Genomic DNA, 22026 nt, shown 5'->3' with positions numbered 1-22026 from the left:
AAAAGTAGAACGGTTGAGATTGTTTTCCTTATGGGAAACCGTAGTGAGGTTAGTTAACTGATGAAAGCGCTGGCCCTGTTTGCCATAGAGATTCATTTTCCATTGTAAAAGATCCTTCGACTCCGCTACCATTGACAGACTTCAATAAAAAGCGTCGTCATTCTCGCGCATGCGGGAATCTTAATGTAACCTACAAGCCCTACCAAGGCATTACGATTCCCAATCGAGTTGGGAATGACGATCTCTCGCAGCCTACGATTTGCAAAAAAAAGTCATTCATATTGATTTATACAATAAATTATTTCTCAGGATAACAAGTACGTTAAAGTAATGACCAGACTAAGGATTATGGAATGAAGACTTAGGACTCATCAAATAATCCCCATGTCTTTACAATAAGCAATCAGTTGTTCATTTTTAGTAAAACCAAGGACTTCCTTCATCAGGTTAAGACGTTTTTCGATGCTACTCAGACCAGAAGGTTTAATATCATTTTCCTGGAGGTAATACGGGATGTTTTTTTGAGGTGTCCCCTCTACCAATTGAGAGATAATGGCGATATCGAGATCTGTAAAATCGTGCGAATTATTTTCTTTTCTGGCTAGTTTTAAATCGGGAGAAAGGTATTTTTTATGGTTATGGATAGCAGATATGGCAAGTTTTAGATATTGGGCATCATGACGGGCTTTACGCACATACCCATCAATATTCATTTCTTTAAATAACATATCGATAACCGCCGTTTTACTTTCTCCAGAGAATACCAGTGTTTTTAAGTCAGGTTGCACTTCCTTTGCCGCTTTGATGAGTTCGGCACCTCCGGCAATTTTTTGCCGGTTATGGTCCTCCTCAAAATAAAGGTCGGTGATTAACAGATCGTAAGGTTGCTCTGCTTTAACAGCATTTTTTATCCAGGTAAGTGCATCATCGCAATAATATACATATTCGGGTTTTTCTGCGCCCAGTTCAGACAATGTTTTTTGCAGTGAAATATTCTGTGTTTCTTGATCTTCAGCAATAAGTATTCTTTTAAACATATTTAATACAATTAGGAAACCGGAAAAGAGATTTGGATTTTAAGCCCCTTTTCAACTTTGGTATCAAAGGTAATGGTACCACCAATCGCTTCAATACGGGTTCCCGTATTGGTAAGTCCGTTGTTGGGTTGCACGCCACCCCTAATGCCTATACCATTATCAGTATAATAAATGTTTATTTTTTGTTGTGCCTGTTCAAACCTAATCACCACATCACTGGCCTGGCTATGTTTGCCCATATTCACCATCAGTTCCTGGAGGATATGTTGTATTTCTTCTTTGGCCTGTTCTGAAACTTTTTCCCACAATTGGATGGAATTGCCCACCAGTATTACCCTCGTATTTTCGGAAGCGAAGGATTTTAAAAGATCATATATTTTTTCGTGAAAATGACGATTTTTAGACCTTGGTTTCTCGTAAGAGAGGTCGCGCGATTGTTCGTAAAGTTCTTCTATCTCGTTAACAATAGGATTGTCTTTTAGAATTTCCTGATTATCGAGTTTGTTCATGATCCTGTATAATCCGTTGGCCACAACATCATGTACTTTTTGGGAGGTTTTAAGCTTATTATGGCGGATGGTGTTTTGAGCTTCGAGTTCTAATCGTTGTTTTCTTTTTTTGTACCATAGGGTACCGGCTATAATTAATAACAGTATAGAGATGGTGAGTATAATGATCTGGTATCTTTTACCATCATTATCTTTTTGGAGCAAAAGATTATCGGCTTTGTTTTTTTCGGTTTCGTATCTGACTAGCGCAAATTGGTTTTTAGCTGCACGTCTTGTATTTTGCAGGCTGTCATCCAACTTTTGATAAATAGTATAATAGCTTTTAACTTTTTTATCTGGACTCAGTCGGATTAACTTTTGTAGTGCCTGTAATTGGTCATCCGAACTTTCTATTGCCTTCGCTACCTCATACATTTTCATTGCATATATCAATGCCGTATCGGGATGTTTCATTTCATAATATGCTGATAAGTGAGCATAACTCGCATTCTGTCCCCAAAGATTTTTGGCTGATTTGCGTATAGATAAAGCTTTTAGTAAAGCTGTTCTGGCATTATACTTTGGATCATGCTTCCACATTGTATAAGCATAATTGGAGAGTGTTCTGGAATAATCAGTTTTATCAAGCTTTTTACTCAAAATATTCCGAAATAGCTTTAACGATTGCTGATAGTTATTAAGATCTCGGTATGTGAGTGCCAGACTATTTTCTACCAGTGATAAATTATTGCTGCTATCAGCATAAGCAATTGATTTTTTATAAAAGTATACTGCCTTTTTATAATTTTTTAGGAATGAGGATGCTACTCCCAGCTCATGATAGTTAGAGCATAGATATTTATAATGTTTTTTATCAGCTGGATTAAAAAAAATTAAAGCTTGAAGCGCGATTTCTTGACCACCAAAATAATCCCCGTTTTCTATAGAAATAATTGCCATATAAATAAGCGATTTTCCAGCTCCAACACTATCCTTTGATTCTAGATAACTACTTTTAGCGTCATTGAAATGAGCAAATGCACTATCTGGCATATTTTTTTGATAAAAGTTTACTGCACTATCAAAATCAGGGTTTAAAATTTTATTCGTAATATTTAACTTTCGCTTTGAACAGCAAGTAAACATCAAAATAAATAGGATTGAGATAGAGAAACGTTTCACTTCAATAGGTTTTATACTAAAGTAAAATAAAAAAGGCGGATGTACCGCCCTTTTTTATTAATTTTTCTTTGGTGGCGGCATGTGGCCATGCTCTCCCCCTGTATCACCACCTTCGCCAATACCATCACCGGGGTCGGTCCCTGGGTCACCAGGGTTATTAGGGTCATTTGGGTTGGTGTCACTAGCGTTTACTACTGTACCACCGTTGTGGCCGCAATTGTTATTTGTATTTGTAGGCGTTGCCAGGCCAAGTAATATGGCAATAAAAAGAGGTAAAAACATCTTATCAAAAATTAAAGAATTGAAATACTAGGGAGGGTGTCCGCGAACCACTCGCGGACCTTTCTCCGGGTTGTAAATCAGAAGGCCTTCTGAAATTTTTGGGAAGTGTTGAGTGTCTGTCGCGGGAACTAATAACTGCTTCCCAAACCGGCTAATAACTACCGCGATTTCTACTCTTTTAATAAATCAGTTTTTTGCTTAGATTTAAATATTGAATCGCCGCTTGAACTAATTGTTGAACAAAGATGGCGGGTTCAAAAAGCTAATTGCCAGATAATTCCTATTCTACATGAAATACTTTTTTAATTCTTTTGGATTCCGGAAAACCGTAAAAATTCCTGAAATACCGTTTTTACTTTTATGCTAAATTTTTTGAAAATGCCTGAAGATTATCAAGACTTAGTATTAGCTACCTATAAAAAGAAATGTGAAGAAAGGAAGCTCCATTTGAACCTATTAAAGCCAACTGTAGTAAAATTAAAAAAGGAGTGCCTTAAGAAGTATGATGCTAGTGATGAAGCTAAAGACGTATTCTCGGACTTTTTTGATAAAGACAAGATGGATAATATCTCCTTGATTTTATCAAAAGCCGATCCTGGTGATTTTAGACCGTTGCTAAATCATATAAATGGTGCAACAAAGAGAACTGATGAAAAGAATAGTGAGCTTTTAGCTTGGTTAATAGATTTTCAGCCTAGACCAAGTACAACTTATTATAAAAGTTTTGATGGGGAGCACCAAAATGAAATAGAAGAAATTATAGGAGCAACTGATGTTGAATTGGAAGAAATAAAGAATGAGATAATTGGAGATAATGATAAAGGAGAGCAGAAGCTTGAAAATGGAGGGTATAATATAATTGAAGAATTAGACAAAAAAAAAGAGGTAGAAAAGGAAATAAAAGAATCAAATACTAATAAACTGATTGGTGAAACAGAAAATAAAGGAAAAAAGGAGCCTGTGGTTAAATCAACCACTCCTTCTGTAAAAATTAATGAAGGAGATAAAGACACAGGCAGTCCCATAAATGTACATCGCCCTAAGGATCCAGTTTATGAATATCGTTTCTCACCCCGCTATATCGTCATCTCCTGTATCATCTTACTTTTTATCAGTAGTTCTTCTTTTGTCACATGGGAAAATAGCACCTCTTCAGTTAGAATGCCTAATGCGGATGAGAAATGTATGTATTGGGATGAAGATCATTACGAACCTGTAAAATGCAATGCACAAATTGCTAATGCTACAATAATCCCATTGGATCTTAAAAAGTTACAGCGTCAAAGAAAGATTAATCTATCAGATACCCTAACCAGCTATTCGTTGGGTAAAGTATGGTATAAAGGTTTTGTAAAGGATCATGAGTTTTTTACAGCTGCTGGCCCATATCCTACCGACACTACAAGGGTTTTAAAAAAGCTTACACCCATAATTTTAGCAAAATACATCTCCAATAACAGGTACCTGCAAACCCGCCTAACCTGGTTGCTTTATGCTACAATTTTTATAACATTATGCGGCTTTGGTGCAAGCAGATTAAAGAAAGAAGTAAAACAGCCAGTTAAAAAATCATCAGCTGAAGAAGAAGAAGAGCTGTTAAACTTTACACAGCAACAGCCTGTAAATTGTTAAGATATAGGGAAACACTTTCCTGTACCTTTTTTAAATCTTCGCATTCGTGTTGTGCTAAAACCCGGATACTTTGTAACAGTAGGTTTTCTTTTAATTTGTTATAATCAGGCGAAATTTCTTCGTCTTTTAAAAAGATGCTGATGTTGTTTAAAAAAGCTTCCTGTCCTTCTTTAAAATAAGAGGCTTTTACGTACATCCAGTTGTATAAAATGCTGCGGTTATAGGTATCGGTTTCCATGGTTTCTAATAGTTCCTTAAAAAAGAAATCGTAGTAAAACAGATCGTCAAATGGTGTTTCCTGAACGGAGCAGTTTAAAGCAGCCAATTGCAGAAATACCGAATCGAGGGTATTTTCCATCATCTGCCTGATCTGCGTAAATTTTTGATGGTTCCAGTCTTTTATGTATAATCCATCGGTATTACCACTAATGATGAACCGGAGTATTGAACGTATTAAAGTAAAACCTTCGGCGTATTTTTTACTGCTGAACAAAATGCGCGAAATATTCTGCAATTGTTCTATACGCCTAAACTGCAATACCTCATAACCTTCGGTCTCCAGCCTGGCACTTAAAGATAAACCGGAAACCAATAAATCAATGCCCTGGTTAAACTGCCCAGCCTTATAGTGGTAATTGGCCCAGGCTGATAGTTTAAAAAGCCTGATTAAACGTTGAGGCTCATTTTCAAAGTTTTCGAAAGCTGCATCGCCCTGATGTAACACCGTAAGGGCATCGGTAATTTTATTTTTCCGGCACAGTACCACGGCATTAAAATAGGTATCTGTTACTTCCGAAATGCGATCATTCATTTCATGCCCCATTTTTTTTGCCGCTTCTGCGTTTAACAGGATACTGAATACACCCCGCTGCGGCCTGGCAAACTTATCTGCTGTTTTGTGCTGCTCGTTTAGCCTTAAAGTTTCGATAAATGATGTTGTAGCTGTTTTCATGGCTTATTGATTAATTTCCTAATTCAAGTTGATTTTTAATTAATTCATAATAATAACCTCGTTTGGCCACCAGGGCACTATGGTCGCCCTGTTCTACCACGTTACCATTATCAAGCACTAAAATATTATCGGCATTTTTAACCGTACTTAAGCGATGTGCGACAATAAGCACGGTTTTGCCCTCAAAAAAGTTATAGAGGCGCTCCATAATTACTTTTTCGTTTGATGAATCAAGCGAGCTGGTAGCCTCATCGAGAAAAATATATTCCGGGTTTCTGTATACCATACGGGCAATCAGCACCCTTTGCCTTTGTCCGCCACTTAAACCTTTACCATCTTCGCCAATTTTGGTATAAATACCCAGTGGCTGACTTTTGATGTACTGCTCAATATTAGCGATATGAATGGCACGGTCCATCTCGGCCGGATCGGTAAATTCTTCATTGAGGGCAATGTTATTGGCAATGGTATCAGAGAAGATAAAACCTTCCTGCATTACTACGCCACAGTGCTGCCGCCAAAACCTTGGACTGATCATACTAAAAGGCAGGTTATCTACATAAATTTCGCCCGATGTGGGTTCGGATATTCTTTGCAGTAACTTTAAAATCGTAGTTTTTCCGCTTCCGCTACTGCCTACAATAGCGGTGGTTTTACCGCCTGGGATGGTAAAATCGAGGTTGTTTAAAACGGGTTTGTTACCTGCCCCGGGATAAATAAAACTCATATTTTTAATTTGTATGCTCCTTCCGGGAGGCATCTTATTGGTGTAATTTTTAGTGGGCGATTCTTCATCTTCCAAATGCTGTATCTGTTCCAAACGGTCCATACTGATCTGTGCATCCTGGTAAGACTGTAAAAAAGAGGCCAGCTGTACAATCGGGGCATTCATTTGCCCGATAATAAACTGTATGGCCATCATATCGCCCAGGCTCACCTGTTTATCGATTACCAAACGGGTGGCCAAAAAGAGGATGAGGATGTTTTTAGCCTGATTGATAAAGGTAGCGCCTACCTGTTGGTACTGACTTAAAGAGAGTGTACTTACATTTAGCCGGAAGAGCTTGGCCTGTATACCTTCCCATTCCCATATTTTTTTGGTGCCACAATCGTTTATTTTAATTTCGTGAATACCGTTAACCACCTGCAGGGTTTTTGCGCGGTTTTGGGCCAGCAACTCGAAACGCTTAAAATCGAGTTTTTTCCTTTTCTCCATAAAAATGTAGATCCAGGCGAAATAAATGGCACTGCCAATAATAAATACCATGCATATAGTAGGGCTGTAGATAAACAGCACCACGCTGAAAACCAGAAAGGCAATCATCATAAACAGGGTGTTGAGTGTACTGCCGGTTAGCAGGTTTTCGATCCGTTTATGATCTTCAATACGTTGTAAAATATCACTGTTTAGCTTGGTATCGAAAAAAGACAAGGGAAGGCTTAACAGTTTATTTAAAAAGGTGGATAAAATGGCCAGGTTAACCCTCGCGGTAATGTGGAGCAATATCCAGCCGCGCAACAGTTCTACCGAGGTTTGCCCAAGCGTCATTAACAACTGACCGAAAAGGAGGATATAAATAAAGTGGACATCGTCTCCTTTTACCCCAACATCTACCAGCGCTTTTGTGAAGAAGGGGAATATTAGTTGTATTACAGCACCGGCCAGCAAACCTGCAGCCAGTTGTTTCAAAAGTTTTTTATAATGAAAAACATGTTTAAGCAATACGCTCATACTACCGCGTTTTTCGGTAACATCTTCTTCGGTAAGGTAAAAATCGGGCGTTGGGCTTAATAATAAGGCTATGCCTGCCGCTTTTTGGTTAATGGAGGTATAAGCCCAGTTATTAAGAAATTCATCGTGTGTATAGGCATGCAAACCGCTGGCAGGATCGGAAATGTATACTTTCTTTTTGGTAATTTTATACACCACCACAAAATGGTTTTTACGCCAGTGGATAATACAGGGGAGCTGGCCACGGTTTTCGAGTTTCTCGAAAGTGATATTGCCACCTACAGATTGGATCCCTATTTTCTCTGCCGCTTTGCTGATCCCTAAAAGCGATACACCCGTTTTACCGATCTGGCTCAGTGTGCGGATTTTTTGGATAGAGAAAAACTTGCCATAAAACTTGGTGATGATCTGCAGGCAGGTTGGGCCACAGTCCATCACATCGTGTTGTTTATAATGCGGAAAATTTGCGAGCTGTATCTTCATTCTTGTAAATATTTAATTATAGGAAAGTCTGAAACCTTCTTATTTATCAAAAGAAAAAATATATATTTATCTCTCAACTTTTTTTCGACGAAATCACTTTTAAATACTACAAAATTGAATATTATACATTCTGCCAAAGGAAATTTTAAGCGGGTGCAAGAGCTGGAGTGGGATATTAAATATACAAGCCCGATCAGGATTACTTTACATCTTCTTTTATGGATTCTGCTCGGTTATATGTATTACCGGGGCTATAGCAAATTCGATAAAACCATGGGTTGGTTTTTAGTGGGTAAAGACCTTGTTGCCGTAATCAGTATTTTTTATGTGGGTTCGTATTTTATACTCGACCGGTATTTATTTAAAGGAAAGTTTTTTGTTACCGTTTTATTTGTAGTGCTAAGCTATTTATGGTGGGCAACACTTACCTTTTTGGTGTGTTTGTATTTAAAGGCCAACCTTTCGGCCGATTCGAAATTGATGCTGTATGCTGATTTTGTAGTTAAAAGCAGCTTTTTAGGGATCTTCTCGTTTAAAATGTTTCTTTTTTATTTTCTGGATTTTTTATACCTCCTGTTCCCACCGCTCAGTATTAAACTGATGAAATCAATAGTGGCACAGAGTAATAAACGCATCGCGCTGGAGCGGGATAACCTGAACCTGGAGATCAATTTTTTAAAAGCGCAGATCAATCCTCATTTTTTATTCAATACTTTAAATAATATTTACCGCATGGTAAATAAAAAAGATGAGCAAACAGGGCCAATGGTGCTTCATCTGGCAGGTTTAATGCGTTACACCCTTTACGAATCGAATGATCCGGAGGTGTTGCTATCACGCGAAATTGAATTTATCAGGGATTACCTGGAGCTGGAAAGCATTAGGTATGGTGATGAGGTAAAGATTGACCTGGATATTGACAAACCTGAAAAACCTTTGCGCATTGTTCCGCTTATTATATTCCCCTTTATAGAAAATGCTTTTAAACACGGTCCCGATGCCAGCATAGAATCGGCCTGGATCCGGATCAGGATCAAGGTTTTTGAAGAGCAGTTTTACTTTGAAGTAGCCAACAGCTGTACCCATAGGCTTGCAAAAACAAAATTCGGGGGGCTGGGTATTGCCAATATTAAAAAAAGGCTATTGATCCATTATCCTAACCAACACGAACTGATTATCAATAATGAACCAGATGAATATACCGTCACTTTAAAACTGAATCTTAAATAACCAAACTTCATCCCCCCTATTCAAACAACGCTATGACACTTAAATGTTTAATTATTGATGACGAGCCGCTGGCCCGTGAAACCCTGGAAGAATATATATCAAAAATCCCATTTCTCGAACTTGCAGGCAGCTGCAAACACGTTTTCGAAGCAATAGAAATATTACAAAGAGAGCAGATTGATGTGCTTTTCTCTGATATCCACATGCCCGAAGTAAATGGTATTGAATTGATTAAAATGCTGCAATACCGCCCTTATGTAATCTTTATTACAGCTTATGCAAACTATGCTGTAGAAGGTTTTGAGCTTGATGCGGTTGATTATATTGTTAAACCTTTTTCTTTTGAACGTTTTTTTAAGGCGGTAAACAAGTGTTTAACCATGAGCCAGCAGAAAAACAATAAACCAGCAACCGATCAGTCTAAATACCTTTTCGTAAAAGATGGGCACAAACTGCACCGCGTACTTTTTGATGAAATCTGTTACATCGAAGCGATGAAAGATTATATTAAAGTAGTACTAAAAGACCGTAGCATTATTACGCACCTTACGATGAAACGGGTGGAAGACCAGCTTCCGGAAGAACAGTTTATCCGGATACAAAAATCGTATATTATCAACATCAACAGCTTAAAATTTATTAGCGGCAACATGGCAGAGCTGCATGATGTAAGTGATAAACTGCCCATTGGTAAACAATATAAAGACTTGATTTTTGAACGTTTTGGCTTAAAGAATGATTAATGGAGTATACGCGAGAGAATGGTTTTATTATCGAGTACCAATGTAAGCCGGGCATCTAGGTTTAAAATGGCTACATAGTTTTGATCAAGGATGATTCCGGATCCAGGCGCTATTGTTCCGGTAAAATCAAGCATGTTATTGGTTTTTAGCGGGCCAAGAGCCGTGAGTTTACCATATAATTCGAGGTCTTTATCCACCTGATTATTAGGTGTTATTTTAAATACTGAACTTTTTGCATCATTTAACAAGCGGGCATATTCTGTACTGATTTCTCCTTTAAATTTAAAACCTCCTTTAGATGGTACCAACATGGCCAAAGTGTCTTTTTTAACGGCATTGGTTAAAACATCATCATCATAAAACAGTTTTCCTGTAAAAGGGGCGGTAATGATTTGCTTTACCCCGCCATGAACGGCCAGCGCAATCGCCTCACCCTTTTTTACCTGGCCTCCGGATGTTTTCAAAAACTGGCGGACATTTAAACTTTTTAAAAGGATAAGGGCGTTTTGTTCACGGTAAATTTTAACAGTGATGGTCTTTTTGTCAGGATAACGGGTAAAAGCCGATAATGCACCTAACAATAACAAGAGTAAAAGCAGGCTCCCACCCCCCGATTTAAGCAGCCATTTTGGAGGTTCGCCCACAATTTCTTTAATTTCCGCACTGTAAACGTGTTCTATCTTATCCATATCAGTACATGTTAGAGGTTAATATTTTTTGTTTGTTCCTGGCTATTACGCCCTGGTAATATTTGGTTAAGTAATGATAAATAACGAGTTCGTGCATGCGCTGTTTGGTTACAAAAATTCTATTGAGCGACATGTGGGCATAACTTGGAAGAATTTCTGCCAGTTCAGCATCAAGATTCAGATTAGGGTGATGCAAGGCATACACTGTTCTTATGGCGTTATAAGCCATTATATTTTCTGCTGAGCGGGCTTTAAAAAGATTAACCGCATCAACAACCTCTTCTGTATCATCATCTCCGTTTAAGAAGCCATTAAGTGCCTTGCTAATAGCCCTGTATTTATTGTTAAGCTGCAAAGTAAGGCCAGCGTTTCCTCCAAACTCGCTGAGGAAAGCCTGCTGCATCCGGGTGGCGAGTTTTAGCTTTTGTTCATGATCCAGGCCAAAATCACCCAATAAAACATCTATGCTGCGGGCCGCAAACAACCAACGGTAATATTCGCCTTCATCACCCTCTATCATATTCAGAAAATTGATAATGGCCTTGCTATCGTAATAAAATATCGATTCGCTAAAGGTCATGGTATGCTTTCCGTAACGTTCAACTTCCTGTTTATAGGTATCGTACTGGATTTTATGAACAATCCGGTCTTCGGCCAGTTGTTTCAAAGCCTCATTTATCCGGCCAACAATATTCGCCATGGTTTCGGGCTTATCAGGGTGCAAAAAGCGAATCCTTAAATGTCCTTCGGGATCATGATACCTTAAGAAAAACCATTTATCTACCAAACCTTCGCTGGTTAAAGTATTTACCAAAGGCAGCATATAATCTGTTAAAATTTTCTCTGCCCACTTGGAACCGCAGTATATCTTAACATAAGTCCACTCCGAGCCCAGATTAAACTTACGGGGCAAATTGTGTGCATTAAAGGCTAAACTTGTTATCTGTTTTTCTACAGGTTCTTCATTACGGAAAGGGATTACCACCTCGTTGATAAAGGTTTCGCCGGCATGATCGAGCATTAAAGCATCACCATCTTCGTGCAGGAACTCGTATAATATTACGGTACTCTTTTTAAGGTTTTGAGTAAGCAGCTCTAAACCTAAAACACTTTTAAAATCGATCAGTAGCTCGCGGTCGCCCTCTATCGAAACTACTTTATCGGGCAGTTTATACTTGGCAAGGAAAAGATCAAGCTGTTGCTGAGTTACAATAGTTTTGGTTTCGGCGTACATATCGGGTGTCATTTTCCACCGTGCACGGCTCAAAACCAAATGTTTATATTCTACCCTTGGCAAATAAGGCTGATCATTTAAAATTCCCCAGTCCCAGCTGATATTGTAGGCGCCATGCTGGTGCTGCAGGTCGCATAAAAATTTATATACAGCTATTCCATTGTTATAATTATGCGCTGAAGAGAGCCTCGGGATCACAATTTTGTTGAGGCGTTTCGAACGCAGTTTAATTTCGTTATTGCTTACCGAGATCATCAAATCCGAAACGGGGATCTGCTTATCATTTGGCAGGGATGAAGTACCCAAAAAAGGTATTTCGTAGCCCCTTAACTGTGGGCGTTGTAAAATATTGCCCACCCTAGAATCGGGAAGGTGCACAATTTCGGCAATTATGGCTCCCGCTATATACTTTTCTTCGAGCTGCGCACATTCTTTTAGTTTTTGGGTTAAAAAATCGTCGTTTTGAGCAAACCTCGCCAACAATGGCAGGGCAGAAGGGCCACAACATGCGGTGAGATTAAACTTAAAATCGCCGTTATCCAGGCGCTCCGTATTTTTACTTACGAAATTGCCGATGGCATAAAAAGTTGGCGGAACTTGTTTCTGATCTTTTTTACCGATGCCATTTAAATCGTTATCGGTTAAAACCACAGGGCGGCCATGGTTTTTGCTGCTTTCTAAAAACTTATTAAAAACCAATTCCCTGTAACTGGTCCAACTGATGTTTTTGGCAGAAGCTGTACTTTTCAACACTAAATCATCAACCAGAGGCGCATGGTTATTGTTGCCTGTTCCAGCTTTATCGTAACCAACTCCGGCATCATTATCAAGTGCTTCCAAAAGTTCCACTTCCTGATCTTCGTACCGTTCGGTAAATTTTTTAATAAAATTCTTGATCCTTACAGGTGTTTTGTTTTCGTTTAAAACAGAAAGCGACTGCATTTCGGCAGCAAGAATATTCATTACCCCAATATTGATATTGTTATGATCCATTCCGATATGAAGATCGGTTTGAACCAGATCTTTGGCATGCGATAATGGGAAATTTTCTTTGATAATGTGATGGATCTGGGTACAGGTTTTAACAAAATCTTTCGGTACGAGCAGGTGATCTTCAATAGCCGTTAGTGCCGGGATGCAGGAATGACCAGGGTTATTGCTTTTGAGGATGTGGATCAGTTTTTTATAAAATTCATCCCCGGTAACTGTTGGTTCAAGTTCCGATACCAGTATCTGTGCATCTATTACACTATCAAGATAGTTTTTGGCATCATCAATATTAAGGTTGAGCAGGGTTAACTCATCAAGCAGAAACTGATAACTTGCACCGGCATCGGCCTTTTCTATCAAACACTGGATGTACCTGGAGTGTTTAATGGCTACCACATAGTAATGACGTTTTTTGTTAATGAATTTATATTCAAAATAACGGTAAACGCCACCTATTTTATACAAACTGTTATTGACTTTAAAGATCAGTTTGGCTTTGATATGTTCATTTTTAAGCAGCGACCCAACCAATTCTGAAATGTAGTTCATATCCAAACGGGTATATTGGGTTAGGCGGGTTTCGGATTCTGTTAATTTAAGTTCACTGGCCTTCTCAGTAACTTTACCGGTATTATATCCGGAAAACAATCCATAAGGAGTTGCCCTGGTACCCATTCTTAGCAGATATTTATAAAGGGTAACCAGTAATTTATCGTCTATAGCACCGGCAGGACCATCAAGCCATTTTATTACTTCAGTATATAACTCGGGACTGGCCAGATAAATGGCATCCTGCAGTTCGCGCGATTGGTACCGATGGTATATTTCCTGTATAAAAGCGTTACGGTTTTCTATTTCGTTTAACGCTAAAACAGACTGCATACTTTTGGCAGGAAGGCGCATTAAGTAAAAATCAAAAGGCTTGATATTGTTTCCCATAGGTCGAGTTTTTATTTTAAAGCTTTAAGTGGAATAACTTTATTAAGGCTTTCTTTAAAACTCTCAAGAGAAAATGGTTTAAACAATATATCCCGGGCAAACTTTAAATTATACTCGTCTAAATGTTTGTGAGAGAGTGCCGTAATAACGATTATAATATAGTCTTTAATCTTGAGTTTTGCAATCTGATTAATGTCGCCCCCTCTAAATTTGATGTCCACAAATAAAATATCGGCCTTATGTATGTTCAAAAGGCATTCTAAGCCCTGCATGCTGGTTACTTTTCCCAATAAAACAAGCTCATCGCATTGCGAAATATATGCTTCTACCTGCTCCTGGGCAAGTGGTTCGTCATCTAGTATTATGCAGCTGAATTTCATGATTAATGGAGCCAGGTAAATTGATTGATCGTATACTGATCAGAAGTGGATTGCATAATGGTTAAGGCGATACCAATTAGACCGAAGTTTAAATCGAGCTGTGCATTATCGTATTCGCCGAAGAAAAAGGATTTAAAACCTAAATATTTATTCTGACCGGTGGCATATAACGGGATCTGCGCCTGCCAATAAGCTGAAGCTTCCCTAAAAGCTTCGATTCGGGTAATTTCGTAAATCCTGTTATAAATTAAGCAGGGCGAACACACACCATACTTAACAGAAGCATCGTTTAAAAAGGTTTCTTCTTTGGTTTTTCTTTTAATTGTTTCGAGGGCAATCTGGGTACCTTCTGTCAGGTAATCTTCCTCATCTAAAATTTGGGCTGCCCTGATGATGGCATAGCTAGTACCGATATCGCCGTAAACCAGGCAATGATTAACTATTTTTTCATGCTGTTTAACCCATAGTGGAAAAGCAGAGGTAAACAATTGGCTATTCATGCGGTTCTGAAATAGAAATTTCAAACCATAACGCATTAATTCTGCACATTTTTCAGGTTCAATACCCGCTTCATAAACTGAAGATAAAAAGTTGATCACCATGGCACTTCCGTGGGCCAAACCCGTGTAAATTCTAGGCTCGCTAAAATAGTGTGTCGTCCAGAAATATCCTCTTGCTTCATCACCTTCTTTTAGTTCATCAAGTGCATTAACGATCTGCAATACCGCATTTTTAGCGACAGTTGATAACGAAGCCCTGTTTATGAGGTAAAAACCAATCCCAATGGCACCTTTAGACATCCCAAAGTTGCGTTCAACTATATTTTCTTTCACCCTTTGGGCCAATAAATCATCAATCTGCCGCTTAAAGGAGGTATAATCTTCTTCTATGTGCCCTTCTTTTTCTAAATAAATCAAAAGACTGCCGAATTCGGCAATATCAAGATAATAGTTTGAGGTAAGTGTCGATTTATATCTGGAGGGGTTAAGGTCATCGAAGGCCGCTTCCAAAAACCGTTCGGCTGCTACATAATAAATTTCGTTTTTTGTATACCTTGCGTATAAACAGTTTAACAGAATGGCTCCGCCTTTGCCATGGCCCACTCCAAAATTAGGCAGGGCATTGAGTGCATGGCTGTTTACCAGATCAATAATTTCTGGTAAGAGCATATTTGTATTAATTTTTCCCAAGTGCTTAGATACTGCTTCCATAATTATAATTTTAACCTACCCAGCTCATCGCTGTTACCGTTTGTTTGTACGCGTCTGTCTTTACCAATCTTTCCAAAATTGTAGCCAAAGGCAATTCTGGCTCTTCTGGTATCTACACGGTGTATACTTTCTGTTATTAAGGGAACAATATTGGTAGATAGGAGTTGATTGTTCTTGTAAAAAATATCACTTACATCAAACTTGATAAAGCCCTGGTTTTTAAATATTTTCTTTCTGATCCCTGCGGTTACATTCGAATATCCTTCGTAATCGTAAAGTCCCGAAATGGTTGGCGATTCGTACGATGCAGACAGCTCAGCGGAAACGGTTGGTGAAATTTTAAAGGTATGATTCGAGCTAATGGTAAAATAATACTTCTCTCTGATCATAATTTTGGCATTTGTTACCGGATCAGGAAAACGGATGTTCTGATAATAGCCTGATAGGCGGTTATTAGCGTTCCACCAGGAAGCAAACTTAATGGGGAAACCAAAACTGGCGCTTACCAGGTGGTTTTTCAGGAAATTTGCTTTTGTTTTTATAAATTTCAAAGTGTTCTGATCATATAAAATGGTGCTCATAATAGCATCTTCGGTTTGGGTGTATCCGAAACGAAGGCTGTATTTTTTGTATAAGTTAGACCAGGTAAAGGCATGTTGATACTCTGGCCTGAGCAGGGCATTTCCCTTGGTAAGGGTGTAGTTATCGATGTAAAGCTCGTATGGAATCAGGTCATCGTAAGATGGACGGTTAATGGTTTTTGCATAGGCCAGTGATGTGGTATAATTTTTAGTGACCTTATAATCTGCCCTGATGTTGGGAAAGAGGTTAAAATAATTAGAATCTAAGCCCATTACCACCTTGTACTGTGTGTACTCGCCCCTTAAACCCGCCTGAAAATTAAACTTGCCTGCTTCGTAATTCAGGTTGAGGTAAGCTGCAGGTATCTGTTCCTGATAACCAAGGTTGTTAAAAATACCACCGGCTTCCTGCCACTGGTTATTCATGAAATTAGCTGGGTTTTGGTGACTGTTATTACTGGTGTAAGTATATTTTAAACCACTTTCCAGTTTTAGTGCCGGATTAATGTTTTGTGTATAATCTAATGAGGTTGTGTAGATATCGTAATTGGATGATGCCCTGTTCCTGAATAGTGAAAACTCTGGCGTTGCAGCTCCATTGTCAAATTTATCCTGATTAAACTGTTGGTTCTGATTGCTAATGTAATTGGTATAGTTGCCTGTTAACAACAGGTTAGCGCCTAGAGTGTCGAGATCGAGTTTATAAAAAATAGCGTAATTGGCAAAATCAACGGTAAGATCTAAATCATTAAAAGTGTTGATCCTACTGGAACTGTTAGGCTGACTGATCAGTGCATTTACATCCCCTTTTCCGTACATGTGTGCTTTTACAAAGGTATAATCGGCACCAATGGTGTTCTTTTTATTGATATAATAATTTAAACTGGCGTTAATACTCCCATCAGCAGAGGCACCGTCGGAAATATCTACTGTTTGGTTAAAATCACCTACACGGTTTATGCCCTGAAACAACACCCTGTTGTCATAACCTTTTTCGATATGGCCACGTTTTCCATAATTGCCGTTCAAGGTAAAATCGTATTTGGGCGCACCGATTCTTATGCCGGCATTTGCACCACCTCCAAACCTGTAACCTTGGCTGAGGTTACCGCCGGTATTTGCTGTCCAGCCTATTTTTTTGCTTCGTTTGGTATAAATCTCAATAACACCCCCACTGGCACTTGCATCATATCTTGATGATGGATTTGTAATCAGCTCTATACGGTCAATCTGATCACCGGGTATAGAACTTAAAATATTAGATAAGGTTGCATTAGGTATTTTTTTTCCATCGAGAATAATCAAAACATTCGATTTCCCCTCCATAGAGATGTTGCCGTTGGTCATCTGTACAGAAGGTGCCATACCAATAATGCTATAGGCATCGTTGCCCGCAGCAAGCACACTTTCGCCAACATTTAATATAATGCGATCTGTTTTTTGCTGTATAAAAGATTTGTTCCCTACAATTTTGACTTCCTGCAGGTTCTGAACATCAGTGTTCAGGGTAATTTCGCCTAATTCTAAATCTTTATCGGCGGTAACTACAATTTTTTTTGTCGACTTAACAAAGCCCATATTGCTTAATATAAGCGTGTATTCGCCGGGTTTTGTTTCAACTGTAAATAGTCCTTCCAGGTCGGTAATTGCACCTTTTACCAGTGCACTCCCCCCGGCATTCCACAATGCAACACTAGAATAGGGAATACCTTTTTTTTTGTCGTCGATAACCCTTCCTTTTATTTTTCCCTGCGCATTTGCGAAATTAATGCTTGATAATATAAAAAGGGATAGGAAAGTTAAATGCGGGACATAGGTTTTTTTTCTCATTTTCATAGTGCTGATGTTATATAGGTAGTTTTTAATAGATAGGTAGGGCCAGTTAATCGCTAATAGCGTCCTGTTCTCCTTTAATGGGCCTATTGCAGGAATCTGCCCAACAAGAAAATTCGATGGCATTACCGCCCTCAACCTCTTTTAGCTGATCTTCACTTAGTTCTGAAATAATTTCTTTCTCTAATTGCACTTTATTTGATAACTTTACCTTTTTCATGTTAATAGTTAATATGATTTGAAACTTATCGCTTAGGCCAATACCCCAGAGCATTGGGGTAACAGTAAGCAGCTTGAAAATTGATTTTGATTAATAAAGAGTGCGCCGAGGTCTAGACGGCACACTCTTTAAAGGTTTCTATCCACCGAATTCTTCTTCTAAAGAAGCTTTAGTGTTGTTTTTGCAAGAATCTGACCAGCATGATAATTCAGCTGCGTTTCCACCTTCAATTTCTTTTAATTGATCTTCGCTCAATTTTGAAATGATTTCTTTGTCTAATTGTACTTTTTCTGATAAATTAACTTTTTTCATGATGTTTAATTTTTAAAATGATTTAATTGATTTGATTAATTTGTTTTCCCATTTAATTGCGCTAACCGGTATGCGTATTTTGATGGGTTTATTAATGCTAACTACGTGGCCAACGTAATCAGTGATTAAACTTTTGAAAACTGCCGTCGTTCTGATCAAACTGGTTACGGTGTTCTTCTTTTAAATAGTGAAGAAATTGTTCTTCGCCCCCTCCACCCAAGATCATTCCTAACTCATCATCCATAAAGGGGCGAAAATCTTCTTCATTACTTTCTGGGTTAAATTCATACTTTTTCATAATGGATAATTTTTTTTAATTGGTTAAATACCGAAACCTGTCATGGTACTGGTCATTGTCAGTGTATCACCTAAAATTGTATTGTCTTTATTAGCGATACCACATTTAACATTTTCACAGGTGATGATTTCTCTTTTCAGTTCTAATTCTTCAGCGTTGTTTAAGTTGTGTTTCATAATAGTTTTTGTTTGTTGTTTATGATACAAACATTCACTTTTGATTTTATTCCATAGAATATATTCGACCAAATGATATGTTTTCATGACCAAATTAGAGATATACCACACATTAATAATTAGCCTGATTTGACTTTCTTATTATACGGCACGTATCTTGGGTTTGGGTTGAAGTGAAGAGATGAGAATCTGGGCTGGCTTTCATTAATCTGAAATCCTTGATTGGCAGTCTGAGTCTGTTAGCTAATGATTGATTTTCCTTATATGAGGACAGCTTGCTAAAATGATTCCAGGCAGCTGAGGGCAGGAATGTTTTAAGTAATACTCGCAAATGTGATATCATCCCCTTTATAAAGGAGGTGAATGAGAATGACGATTTTATCGCCAATATGTTTTTATTTCGCATTGCAAATGCGGATCTCGCTAATCCTCTTCATAAAGGAGGATCATACGGTTTTATATGGGATTCTGTAGTTGTTAGTGCATTACAACAGTTTACCGGTTAAACTATAAACTTCCCCTTCATAAATCCCTTCCAATAATTGCAAGGCCATTTTGCTCCGTTGTCCGGTTTGGCAATAACACACTACTTTTTTGTTCTTTGGGATACTTTTCAGGGATGATGTTAATTCATATAAGGAAATATTTACTCCGCCAATATTAAATTCCTCATGTTCATAATCTTCCCGAACATCAATTAAATAGATTTCATCAGGAGATTCTGAAAGCCATTGATCTAAAGTTGTTTTATCGATTTCTTTTGAGGTGCTCACTGTAGTTTCAGCTTTAACTATTTCGGCTTGTTTTCCTTGTGCGATTTTAAATACTAGCACCATATTGTTCAATGCATTGACGGTCATTAATTTACCGGCTAAAGTTTCGCCAATGCTGCAGATCAGTTTAACTGCTTCATTGGCCATATACAAACCTATTATTCCGGGTAAAATGCCGATTATTCCACCTTCTACACAGTTGATGTTTTCGCTTGGTGGTGCAGGATAAAGATCCCTGTAATTTGGCCCACTGTTATGGTTAAATACCGCCACCTGACCTTCGAACTGTAAAATAGAGCCAAAAATGAGTGTTTTACCTAATTCTACACAGGTATCGTTTATCAGGTAACGGGTGGTAAAATTATCCGAACAATCGATCACCAGCTCATAATCCTGGCAAATAGCTATGGCGTTATCAGCAGTAAAACGTTCGTGATAAGCAGTGAAATCTACGTGCGGATTAAGTAACTTAAGCTTTGTTGCAGCAGTTTTTGCTTTCGAAAGGCCAATATCGGTATGGTTATATAAAATCTGCCGGTGCAGGTTACTCAATTCTACCATATCATCATCTACCATTCCGATTTTTCCTGCCCCGGCTGCAGTTAAATATTGCAATACCGGACAGCCTAAACCACCGGCACCAATAACCAATACTTTGGCAGCTTTTAACTTTTCTTGCCCTTTTAAGCCTAATTCAGGCAAAATCATCTGCCTGTTGTAACGGTTTAGTTCTTCTTTTATTAACATGATTTACTGATCAAACTCCTATCCCAATCTTTCCAAATTGGCTCATAACCCTGTTTTCTAATCATCGCTGCAATTTCCTGTGCCGAACGTTCATCGGATATTTCGAACTGCTCTAACGATTGTGGTTCTACCTCATAACCCCCGGGATTGGTTTTAGAACCTGCACTAATGGCAGTGATCCCCAATTTAATTACCTGATTTCTGAATGCCTGCGTTTCGCGGGTAGAAATAGACAATTCTACTTCGCTGTTAAATAAGCGGTAAGCACAAATCAGTTGTACCAGTTCTTTATCGTTCATCACCACTTTTGGTTCCAAACCGCCACTAAAAGGACGTAACCTCGGGAAAGAGATACTGAATTTACTCTGCCAGTACTGTTTTTCAAGATAGGATAGGTGCAGGGCCGTAAAAAACGAATCGGTACGCCAGTCTTCCAAACCGATGAGCACACCCAATCCCATTTTATGGATACCTGCCTGGCCCAAGCGGTCAGGGGTTTCTAAACGGTATAAAAAGTTCGATTTTTTGCCTTTGGGGTGGTGTTTACGATAATCGTCCTGGTGGTAGGTTTCTTGGTAAACCAGTACGGTATTTAAGCCATGCGGAATCAGGGTTTCATAATCAGCTACATCCAAAGGCTGCACTTCCATCGAAATATGGGCAAAATGCGGACTAATCAAGTCCAATACTTTTTTAAAATAATCGGTATGAACACTTTGGTTAGCTTCACCTGTTACCAGCAGTACATGATCGTAGCCCATACCCTTAATTACGGCCACTTCCTGCATAATTTCCATGGGGTTAAGCGTTCTCCGGCGTACTTTATTATCGTAACTGAAACCACAATAAGTGCATATATTATTACACTCGTTGGAGAGATAAAGCGGAATATACATCTGGATTACGCGGCCAAAACGGTCTAAAGTTAAACGCTGACTGATTTGCGCCATATCTTCGAGATAGGGCAATGCAGCCGGGGAGATCAGTGCTTTAAAATCTTCCAGCGTCCGTTGCTGATTACTTAAAGCCCGTTCTACATCGGCGGCTGTTTTATCGTAAATACTGGCTTTGGTATCGTCCCAATTGTAGGATTCGAATACCTCGTTAAAACTCTTCATCCAAAAATGCGGTTAGGGGGCTGCTGGCTGCGGCATAATGCTGCTGACCGCCCAGTTTAGATTCAAAAGCCATTCTGCCAGCTTCAACGGCCATTTTAAAGGCAATGGCCATATTGGTCGGGTCTTTTGCAATGGCAATAGCCGTGTTTACCAAAACTGCATCGGCACCAATTTCCATCGCCTTGGCCGCATCAGAAGGTGCGCCAATGCCTGCATCTACAATTACCGGAACCCTGCTTTGGCTAATAATAATCTCTAAAAAATCGATGGTGCGTAACCCTTTATTGCTACCAATCGGCGAGCCCAAAGGCATCACCGCAGCGGTACCCACATCCTCCAAACGTTTACATAAAACAGGATCGGCATGGATATAAGGCAGCACTACAAAACCGAGTTTAACCAGTTCTTCAGTGGCTTTTAAGGTCTCAATCGGGTCGGGCATGAGGTATTTCGGATCGGGGTGGATTTCGAGTTTGATCCAATTGGTTTCCAGAGCTTCGCGCGCCAGTTGAGCTGCAAAAACAGCTTCTTTTGCATTACGTACGCCAGAAGTATTGGGCAATAAATTGATGTGCGGATATTTAAGGTGATGGAGAATATCGTCCTCCTTACCTTTTAAATCGACACGTTTAAGCGCTACGGTAACCAGTTCGGAAGCCGAGGCAATTAAGGCGTTTTCCATCTCTTTGGCAGAGCTGAATTTTCCGGTTCCGGTAAAAAGGCGGGAGCTAAAAGTTTGATCTGCTATGGTTAACATATCTGTA

General features: G+C 38.9%; 20 protein-coding genes. 3 read left to right on the top strand and 17 right to left on the bottom strand.

Annotated elements, in window-relative coordinates:
• Positions 1 to 371 precede the first annotated feature (371 nt).
• The 3 genes from FFJ24_RS20905 to FFJ24_RS20895 all read right to left on the bottom strand — a co-directional run bounded on the left by FFJ24_RS20905 (position 372) and on the right by FFJ24_RS20895 (position 2989).
• Positions 372 to 1037 (bottom strand): response regulator, encoded by a 666-nt coding sequence (locus FFJ24_RS20905; RefSeq protein ID WP_138819090.1) that lies wholly within the window; start codon positions 1035 to 1037, stop codon positions 372 to 374.
• Positions 1038 to 1048: 11 nt separating this feature from the next.
• Positions 1049 to 2578 (bottom strand): ATP-binding protein, encoded by a 1530-nt coding sequence (locus FFJ24_RS20900; protein ID WP_138819089.1) that lies wholly within the window; start codon positions 2576 to 2578, stop codon positions 1049 to 1051.
• A 186-nt stretch (positions 2579 to 2764) separates the two neighbouring features.
• Entirely contained in the window at positions 2765 to 2989 is a 225-nt protein-coding gene (locus FFJ24_RS20895; RefSeq protein WP_138819088.1) for a hypothetical protein, read from the bottom strand.
• A gap of 378 nt (positions 2990 to 3367) precedes the next feature.
• Here FFJ24_RS20895 and FFJ24_RS20890 point away from each other — a divergent pair, with 378 nt between their 5' ends.
• Positions 3368 to 4621: a hypothetical protein gene (locus FFJ24_RS20890; RefSeq protein ID WP_138819087.1), complete on the top strand. Its 1254-nt coding sequence runs from the start codon at positions 3368 to 3370 to the stop codon at positions 4619 to 4621.
• On the opposite strand, the gene FFJ24_RS20885 is transcribed toward FFJ24_RS20890, so the two are convergent.
• Both FFJ24_RS20885 and FFJ24_RS20880 read right to left on the bottom strand, forming a co-directional pair.
• On the bottom strand, positions 4593 to 5573 hold the full coding sequence (locus tag FFJ24_RS20885) for a hypothetical protein (protein WP_138819086.1): 981 nt from the start codon (positions 5571 to 5573) through the stop codon (positions 4593 to 4595). The genes FFJ24_RS20890 and FFJ24_RS20885 overlap by 29 nt on opposite strands.
• A 10-nt stretch (positions 5574 to 5583) precedes the next feature.
• Complete coding sequence (locus FFJ24_RS20880; protein ID WP_138819085.1) at positions 5584 to 7788, bottom strand: peptidase domain-containing ABC transporter; 2205 nt, start codon at positions 7786 to 7788, stop codon at positions 5584 to 5586.
• Between the two features lie 114 nt (positions 7789 to 7902).
• Here FFJ24_RS20880 and FFJ24_RS20875 point away from each other — a divergent pair, with 114 nt between their 5' ends.
• Entirely contained in the window at positions 7903 to 9018 is a 1116-nt protein-coding gene (locus FFJ24_RS20875) for a sensor histidine kinase (RefSeq protein WP_168202520.1), read from the top strand.
• A gap of 32 nt (positions 9019 to 9050) precedes the next feature.
• A complete protein-coding gene (locus tag FFJ24_RS20870; RefSeq protein ID WP_138819083.1) occupies positions 9051 to 9761 on the top strand; it encodes a LytTR family DNA-binding domain-containing protein in 711 nt (236 codons plus the stop codon).
• Here the strand turns inward: FFJ24_RS20870 and FFJ24_RS20865 are convergent.
• The 12 genes from FFJ24_RS20865 to FFJ24_RS20825 form a co-directional block, all read right to left on the bottom strand.
• Positions 9758 to 10450, bottom strand: coding sequence for a hypothetical protein (locus FFJ24_RS20865; RefSeq protein WP_138819082.1), 693 nt, complete (start codon positions 10448 to 10450; stop codon positions 9758 to 9760). The two genes, FFJ24_RS20870 and FFJ24_RS20865, sit on opposite strands and share 4 nt — an antisense overlap.
• Position 10451: 1 nt before the next feature.
• Positions 10452 to 13613 (bottom strand): lantibiotic dehydratase, encoded by a 3162-nt coding sequence (locus tag FFJ24_RS20860; RefSeq protein WP_138819081.1) that lies wholly within the window; start codon positions 13611 to 13613, stop codon positions 10452 to 10454.
• A gap of 11 nt (positions 13614 to 13624) precedes the next feature.
• The gene (locus FFJ24_RS20855; protein WP_138819080.1) at positions 13625 to 13993 is read right to left on the bottom strand and encodes a response regulator; all 369 of its coding nucleotides are present in this window, start codon (positions 13991 to 13993) and stop codon (positions 13625 to 13627) included.
• Between the two features lie 2 nt (positions 13994 to 13995).
• Positions 13996 to 15204 carry a lanthionine synthetase LanC family protein gene (locus tag FFJ24_RS20850; RefSeq protein ID WP_138819079.1) on the bottom strand — a complete coding sequence of 403 codons (1209 nt, stop codon included), beginning with the start codon at positions 15202 to 15204 and terminating at the stop codon, positions 13996 to 13998.
• 2 nt (positions 15205 to 15206) lie between these two features.
• Positions 15207 to 17621, bottom strand: a complete 2415-nt coding sequence (locus tag FFJ24_RS20845) for an outer membrane beta-barrel protein (protein ID WP_168202519.1) — start codon at positions 17619 to 17621, stop codon at positions 15207 to 15209.
• Between the two features lie 46 nt (positions 17622 to 17667).
• Positions 17668 to 17838 carry a class I lanthipeptide gene (locus FFJ24_RS26210; RefSeq protein ID WP_168202518.1) on the bottom strand — a complete coding sequence of 57 codons (171 nt, stop codon included), beginning with the start codon at positions 17836 to 17838 and terminating at the stop codon, positions 17668 to 17670.
• Between the two features lie 138 nt (positions 17839 to 17976).
• Complete coding sequence (locus FFJ24_RS26205) at positions 17977 to 18150, bottom strand: class I lanthipeptide (RefSeq protein ID WP_168202517.1); 174 nt, start codon at positions 18148 to 18150, stop codon at positions 17977 to 17979.
• A gap of 118 nt (positions 18151 to 18268) precedes the next feature.
• Complete coding sequence (locus FFJ24_RS20840) at positions 18269 to 18448, bottom strand: hypothetical protein (RefSeq protein WP_138819077.1); 180 nt, start codon at positions 18446 to 18448, stop codon at positions 18269 to 18271.
• 23 nt (positions 18449 to 18471) lie between these two features.
• The gene (locus FFJ24_RS26200; RefSeq protein WP_168202516.1) at positions 18472 to 18624 is read right to left on the bottom strand and encodes a hypothetical protein; all 153 of its coding nucleotides are present in this window, start codon (positions 18622 to 18624) and stop codon (positions 18472 to 18474) included.
• Positions 18625 to 19109: 485 nt separating this feature from the next.
• Positions 19110 to 20144, bottom strand: coding sequence for a HesA/MoeB/ThiF family protein (gene moeB, locus FFJ24_RS20835; protein ID WP_138819076.1), 1035 nt, complete (start codon positions 20142 to 20144; stop codon positions 19110 to 19112).
• The gene (gene thiH, locus FFJ24_RS20830; RefSeq protein ID WP_138819075.1) at positions 20138 to 21262 is read right to left on the bottom strand and encodes a 2-iminoacetate synthase ThiH; all 1125 of its coding nucleotides are present in this window, start codon (positions 21260 to 21262) and stop codon (positions 20138 to 20140) included. Before thiH ends, moeB begins: the two co-directional genes overlap by 7 nt.
• Positions 21249 to 22019: a thiazole synthase gene (locus FFJ24_RS20825; RefSeq protein WP_138819074.1), complete on the bottom strand. Its 771-nt coding sequence runs from the start codon at positions 22017 to 22019 to the stop codon at positions 21249 to 21251. The genes thiH and FFJ24_RS20825 overlap by 14 nt, the downstream gene beginning before the upstream one ends.
• Positions 22020 to 22026 lie beyond the last annotated feature (7 nt).

The sequence above is a fragment of the Pedobacter sp. KBS0701 genome (assembly GCF_005938645.2).
GTDB lineage: Bacteria > Bacteroidota > Bacteroidia > Sphingobacteriales > Sphingobacteriaceae > Pedobacter.
The sequence above is the reverse complement of the archived record's forward strand: the minus strand, read 5'-3'. Positions and strand labels throughout refer to the sequence as shown.

Coding starts and splice junctions, on each gene's coding strand:
- FFJ24_RS20840 (WP_138819077.1), bottom strand. CDS start 18,448: ATGAAAAAGTATGAATTTAACCCAGAAAGTAATGAAGAAGATTTTCGC.
- FFJ24_RS20885 (WP_138819086.1), bottom strand. CDS start 5,573: ATGAAAACAGCTACAACATCATTTATCGAAACTTTAAGGCTAAACGAG.
- FFJ24_RS20880 (WP_138819085.1), bottom strand. CDS start 7,788: ATGAAGATACAGCTCGCAAATTTTCCGCATTATAAACAACACGATGTG.
- FFJ24_RS20865 (WP_138819082.1), bottom strand. CDS start 10,450: ATGGATAAGATAGAACACGTTTACAGTGCGGAAATTAAAGAAATTGTG.
- FFJ24_RS26210 (WP_168202518.1), bottom strand. CDS start 17,838: ATGAAAAAGGTAAAGTTATCAAATAAAGTGCAATTAGAGAAAGAAATT.
- thiH (WP_138819075.1), bottom strand. CDS start 21,262: ATGAAGAGTTTTAACGAGGTATTCGAATCCTACAATTGGGACGATACC.
- FFJ24_RS20905 (WP_138819090.1), bottom strand. CDS start 1,037: ATGTTTAAAAGAATACTTATTGCTGAAGATCAAGAAACACAGAATATT.
- FFJ24_RS26200 (WP_168202516.1), bottom strand. CDS start 18,624: ATGAAACACAACTTAAACAACGCTGAAGAATTAGAACTGAAAAGAGAA.
- FFJ24_RS20890 (WP_138819087.1), top strand. CDS start 3,368: ATGCCTGAAGATTATCAAGACTTAGTATTAGCTACCTATAAAAAGAAA.
- moeB (WP_138819076.1), bottom strand. CDS start 20,144: ATGTTAATAAAAGAAGAACTAAACCGTTACAACAGGCAGATGATTTTG.
- FFJ24_RS20855 (WP_138819080.1), bottom strand. CDS start 13,993: ATGAAATTCAGCTGCATAATACTAGATGACGAACCACTTGCCCAGGAG.
- FFJ24_RS20845 (WP_168202519.1), bottom strand. CDS start 17,621: ATGAAAATGAGAAAAAAAACCTATGTCCCGCATTTAACTTTCCTATCC.
- FFJ24_RS20870 (WP_138819083.1), top strand. CDS start 9,051: ATGACACTTAAATGTTTAATTATTGATGACGAGCCGCTGGCCCGTGAA.
- FFJ24_RS20895 (WP_138819088.1), bottom strand. CDS start 2,989: ATGTTTTTACCTCTTTTTATTGCCATATTACTTGGCCTGGCAACGCCT.
- FFJ24_RS20860 (WP_138819081.1), bottom strand. CDS start 13,613: ATGGGAAACAATATCAAGCCTTTTGATTTTTACTTAATGCGCCTTCCT.
- FFJ24_RS26205 (WP_168202517.1), bottom strand. CDS start 18,150: ATGAAAAAAGTTAATTTATCAGAAAAAGTACAATTAGACAAAGAAATC.
- FFJ24_RS20850 (WP_138819079.1), bottom strand. CDS start 15,204: ATGGAAGCAGTATCTAAGCACTTGGGAAAAATTAATACAAATATGCTC.
- FFJ24_RS20825 (WP_138819074.1), bottom strand. CDS start 22,019: ATGTTAACCATAGCAGATCAAACTTTTAGCTCCCGCCTTTTTACCGGA.
- FFJ24_RS20900 (WP_138819089.1), bottom strand. CDS start 2,578: ATGCCAGATAGTGCATTTGCTCATTTCAATGACGCTAAAAGTAGTTAT.